Origin of the sequence: Actinophytocola sp., assembly GCF_035712165.1 — a bacterium.
GTDB lineage: Bacteria > Actinomycetota > Actinomycetes > Mycobacteriales > Pseudonocardiaceae > DASYTH01.
Genome location: NZ_DASTBH010000201.1, coordinates 1 through 4,776, shown reverse-complemented (window position 1 = coordinate 4,776; position 4,776 = coordinate 1). Strand labels below are relative to the sequence as shown.

Below are 4,776 nucleotides of genomic sequence, written 5' to 3'. Positions count from 1 at the left end.
CGGCCACCTCCGGCACCGGCGGCAGCAGCACCGGTGCTCCGCCCGCCTCGGCCACCTTGGCCACGTAGCCCCAGGCCAGGATCGCGGCCCGCTTGTCGCGCCACAGACCCCAACTGGTCGTGACCGAGTCGGCGCTGAGTGCCACCACCGGTGCGGCCATCAGACCGGCCGGGCCTCGACGATCGACACCGCGGATGCCGTCTGCACCACCCGGTCGAGCCGGAAACCGGCCTCGGCGAGCAGTTCGGCGTACTGCGCCTCGGTGCGTTCCCGGCCGCCGACCAGCAACATCAGCCACAGGTCGACCAGCTTGGCCGGGTGTGGCTGGTTTCCTTGCGGGGTCACGAACTCCAGCAGCAGCAGCCGGCCGTCCGGTTTGATCGCCTTGCGCACGTTGCCGAGGATCTCCAACGCCTGCGCCTGCGGCCAGTCGTGCACGATGTGCTTGAGCAGGTAGGCATCCCCGTCCGGGGTGACCGGGTCGAACAGGCCACCGGCGTCGATCGTGTACCGGTCGGCGACGCCGGCCGCCTCGAACGTCTCGGCGGCGCCGAAGTCGGCGGCGCGGGAGTCGAACAGCACGCCCTGGGATGTGGTGGCCCGCTGCAGGATTCCGGCGAGCAGCGCGCCCCGCCCGCCGCCGACGTCGACGATCGTCCGGTAGCGGGAGAAGTCGTAACCGGCCAGGATCGGCTCGGTCTCCATGTTGGACAGGGTGGACATCCCACCCATGAACACCGCGCCGTACTCGGGGTTGGCCTCGAAGTACTCGAACGCGCCCATCCCGCGCAGCTTCGGCAGGCTCGGCTCGCCGGTGCGCACCGAGTCCACCAGGTGTCCCCAGTCCTCCCAGTGGATCGGGTGACCCATCAGCACGGCCATGTCCCGCATCGAGCCCGGCACGTCCGAGCGCAGCGCGGATGCCATGGGGGTCAGGGCGAACCGGCCGTCGGACTGCTCGGTGAAGATCCGGTAGCCGGCCAGCATGCGCAGCAGCCGGTGGGTCGCCTCCGGGTCGGAACCGGCCTCTCGGGCCATCTCCTCGGCGGTGCGCGGTCCGTCGGCCAGGGTGTCGGCCAGCCGCAGCTCGGCGGCGACGTAGATCGCCTGCGTGACCATGGAGCTCATGGCCAGTTCGAGCAGCGCGACCGGCGCCGGCACCATGAGCTGGGTGAGTCGTTGTAACCGGGCCCGCACGGCTTCCACGGTGCGGACGACCCGGGCGGGCGGCATGGGGGGCATGCGCGTTCCTCCCTGACGATTACGCGGCTACGTCCGGATTCGCCGCACTGGCACAAGGGTCCGGGACCGCCTTTGACAATCGTTTGAGTCAGGCGGCGCGTTCGTGCAGCTGCTCGGCGAGGTTCTGCCACGCGGTCGCGCAGATCCGGGCCAGGTGGGCGATCTGCGGCGCCCAGTGGTCGGGCAGACCCCGGCTCAGGCGCGCGAGATGATCGTGGTCGACCAGGCAGCGGTGCAGCAGCCGCACGGTGTGCCGGCCGGCCTCGGTGAGCCGCACGGCCGGGTCGTTGCCGAGTTGGTTGAGCAGGGTCTGACCGTCCACCCGGGTGGGCAGCTGGCGCACCGGCCGGGCCGGGCGCTCCGGTTCGGCCACCGGCTCGGAATCGCGGTAGCGCTCCGGCACGGGATGCTCGCCCCGGCCGATGCGGCGCCGGACGTCGTGCACGGTGGCCGGGGAAAGCCCGGTGGCGCGGGCGATCTCGCGCAGCGGCGCCTCGGGTTGCGCCCGCAGCACCGCGGCGGCCTGCTCGCGCCGGCGCCGGGTGTTCAGCGGCCGGGCCCGCCCGTCGCGGCCGACCCGGGTGACCGGCGCCGGCCGGGTGGGGTCGGCCTCGGTGCGGATCCGGGAGACGGTCTTGTCGGACAGTCCGGCCGCGGCCGCGACGGCCCGGTTGGACCAGTGCGGGTGGGAGGCGATGATGCGTCTGGCCGCGGCCGTGCGGTCGGCTCTGGACAGCGGCAGCCCGTGCGAGATGTTGGCCGCGACCGCGAGCACGAAGGCCGTGTGCGCGTCACAGTCCACTATCCGGGCCGCGATGGTGGACTGTCCATTGCGGATGGCCGCGTGCACCCGGTGGGTGCCGTCGATCACCGTCATGGTCTCCCGGTGCACGGTGATCGGCGGGATGTCGCCGGTCGCCTCGGCCAGCAGCCGGATGTGCTGGGCGTCCGCGCCACCGCTGCGGGGCGACTCGGCCAGCACCAGAGAGTCGATGTCCACGCTGACGATCGGGTGCGACTCGATCCAGGGCACGGCGGATCCGGCCTGGTCCAACTCGCGCACACTCATCGGCAGCTCCCCTCGCAAAGGCTCCGTCACGCTCATTGGAAATGCCCCCGCGCCGGAATGTCAACCGCCGTTTTAGCAGCGCTCAAGCCGTATCACCGGAGGTATTTCAGCTGTTCGACTGCGCTCTATTCCGCGGTCGAACGAATCGTGACCGCACCCCGGTTTGTGCGATCCTAACTCCGGCCGCGAATCCTTGCCATATAGTCCAGATTGAGGTGCTGAATTGTCACTGGCGAAAGACACCGCGACCGGCCGGTCCGAGCGGATCGCCTCGCGATCACGCAACGAGGCCTGGAAAAAGCCACCACGTCGCATCGAGTCCTCGGAATGCATCACCTGTGACACCTGCCTGCGCAACTGCCCGCCGGAGTTCGGCGCCATCTTCGACAACGGGCTCAGCGTCGTCATCGTTCCGGAACTGTGCTCCGGCTGCCCGAAGTGCGTGCTGGTCTGCCCGGTCGACTGCATCTACGTCGACGACGAATGGACGGCGACCGACCACGACATGTGGAGCCACATCGAACTGACCGATGAGGACACGCCATGACCACATCGATCGACCGCAACGGCATGTCCCCCCGCAAGGGCGGCTCCCGCCGGGAGGAGATGGCCAAGAAGCGCATGAGCCGGCGGCCCAGCCGGCTCGGCGCGGCCGCGGGGGTGGCCCCCGAGCCGGACTACCCGGTGGGGCCGGACGCCGGATTTCCCGGGCTGCTGGCCCGGACCTGGCAGCGGGCCGTCGCAGCCCCGGATCTCGCCGGCGCGCTGCGCGTCCTGCTCACGCTGGACGGACACGTGCCGGCCGAGGTGCAACTGCGCGGCCTGCGCACCGAACACGCCGTCGCGCTGCGCGTGCTGTTCGGGATCTCCCTCGACGGCAACGAGATTCCCGAGCAGCCGGAGACCAGGGACCGGGCGGCGTTCCGGGGTGAGCTGGGCCTGACCCGCGGCGGCCAGATCGTGGTCCGGGTTCCGTCGAACGGACCCCTTGCCAGCGAAGAGGATCTGGTGGACGGCGTGCTCCGGGTGCCGTGGTCGGCCCGCGCGCTGTGGGAGTACCAGGCGCAGAGCGGCCGGGCGGCGCAGCGCCGGGCGGAGGAGATCGCCGACTGCCGCCGCTGGCTGGCCGCCGCAGGCGAGCAGGGCCGCGACGAGTTGCTCGAACTGGTGCGGGAGGCGGCGCTGCGCACCGCGCCGTTCGTGCTGTACCAGGAGGACAAGCGGTACACCAACTTCCGCGAGCGCAACACGTTGACCGGCAAGACGTTGTGGCCGGGTCACCCGGACTGCGCGCCGAGCAGCCTGCGCGGGGTGCCGCTGGAGCTGTGGTCGGACAACGACGTGCTGATGGTGGTCTGTCTGGTGCTGCTGATCCGCTCGGCGAGCTTCGGCCGGATCGAGGAGGCCAACGGCACCCAGCTCACCCTCGCGCACATCGCCAGCCTGCTGGAGCGGGCCCGGACCAACTACAACGCGGTCCCGGGCGGCCGGGCGGTGTCCTGCGCCGACCCCACCCGGGTCGAGTCGCTCGCCGCGCTGGCCGAGGGACTGCGCGCACGGCGCGCCGAGATCATGCCGAAGGTCCAGCTGTACCGGGAGATCCACGGCGCGCTGATGCACAAGATCGAGCGGGTGGCCGCCCCGAGAAGCACCGCCGCGCTGGCCCGCGAGGAGCTGCTCTGCGCCCGGCTCACCGACCGGCTGCCGCTGCGCGGGAACTCGCTCGACGAGCTGGGCGCCGGTCTCGCGGCCGCGCCGGACTGGCTGGCCCGCCCGCACGGCGGGTTCGGCACCGGGCTCGAGTCCCTGGTGTACGAGTCGGTGGCGGCGTCCACCATGGCGTTCGACGCGGACTTCGCCATGAGCCGGGGCATCCGCTCGCTGCCCGGTCTGGCCGCGGCGTTGCGCGCGGAGAACTGGCCGGAGATCACCGACTGGGAGATCACCGACTTCTTCTGCTGCGTGGTGCCGGCCCGGCGGTCCCGGCGCTACTTCGGCGACTCCATCGCGCATCTGGCCGACAAGGCGTGGGCGATGTCCTCGCGGATGCAGTACAACTCGTGGCACTTCATCGCCGGCAACCTGCCCCGGGTTCCCGAAGTCGTGGCCCGCGACCATTTCGTGCCGCCGACCATCCCGGACGTGGCGTTCTTCTCCGACCAGCACCACCACGGGCACGTGGCGGCCAAGGTGCGGTTCAGCATCCGCAGCCCGCAGGCGGTGACCGTGCTCGGCCGCCGGTTCAACGGTTTCCTCGACCTGCGGCTGCTGCGCTGCGAGGGCTTGCCGTTCGACGAACAGGATCTGCTTGCCGCACACCGGGTCTCGGCGTTCGTGGCGCAGGCCACCAGCCTGGCCGCCGGCCTGGTGGAAAGCGGCACGGACATCGAGGTCACCGCGTTCGACTCGGCCTGGCACTGGACCTCGATCACCGGCACTCCGGCCAACGCGGGTTTGACCGGTCG

At 71.2% G+C, this 4,776-nt stretch carries 4 protein-coding genes; 2 read left to right on the top strand and 2 right to left on the bottom strand.

Annotated features, from left to right (window positions below; all coding sequences use genetic code 11):
* Nucleotides 1–159 precede the first annotated feature (159 nt).
* The gene (locus tag VFO68_RS11260; protein WP_325158168.1) at nucleotides 160–1,242 is read right to left on the bottom strand and encodes a methyltransferase; all 1,083 of its coding nucleotides are present in this window, start codon (nucleotides 1,240–1,242) and stop codon (nucleotides 160–162) included.
* 88 nt (nucleotides 1,243–1,330) lie between these two features.
* Nucleotides 1,331–2,311 carry a ParB N-terminal domain-containing protein gene (locus VFO68_RS11255; RefSeq protein ID WP_325158167.1) on the bottom strand — a complete coding sequence of 327 codons (981 nt, stop codon included), beginning with the start codon at nucleotides 2,309–2,311 and terminating at the stop codon, nucleotides 1,331–1,333.
* Nucleotides 2,312–2,534: 223 nt separating this feature from the next.
* On the opposite strand from VFO68_RS11255, the gene VFO68_RS11250 reads away from it, so the two are divergent.
* A complete protein-coding gene (locus VFO68_RS11250; protein WP_325158166.1) occupies nucleotides 2,535–2,858 on the top strand; it encodes a DUF362 domain-containing protein in 324 nt (107 codons plus the stop codon).
* The coding region (locus VFO68_RS11245; RefSeq protein ID WP_325158165.1) for a hypothetical protein at nucleotides 2,855–4,776 on the top strand (1,922 nt) is incomplete at its 3' end. The genes VFO68_RS11250 and VFO68_RS11245, both read left to right, overlap by 4 nt.

Excerpts from the sequence above, each read along its gene's own strand:
- VFO68_RS11260 (WP_325158168.1), bottom strand. The coding sequence starts at position 1,242 with ATGCCCCCCATGCCGCCCGCCCGGGTCGTCCGCACCGTGGAAGCCGTG.
- VFO68_RS11255 (WP_325158167.1), bottom strand. The coding sequence starts at position 2,311 with ATGAGTGTGCGCGAGTTGGACCAGGCCGGATCCGCCGTGCCCTGGATC.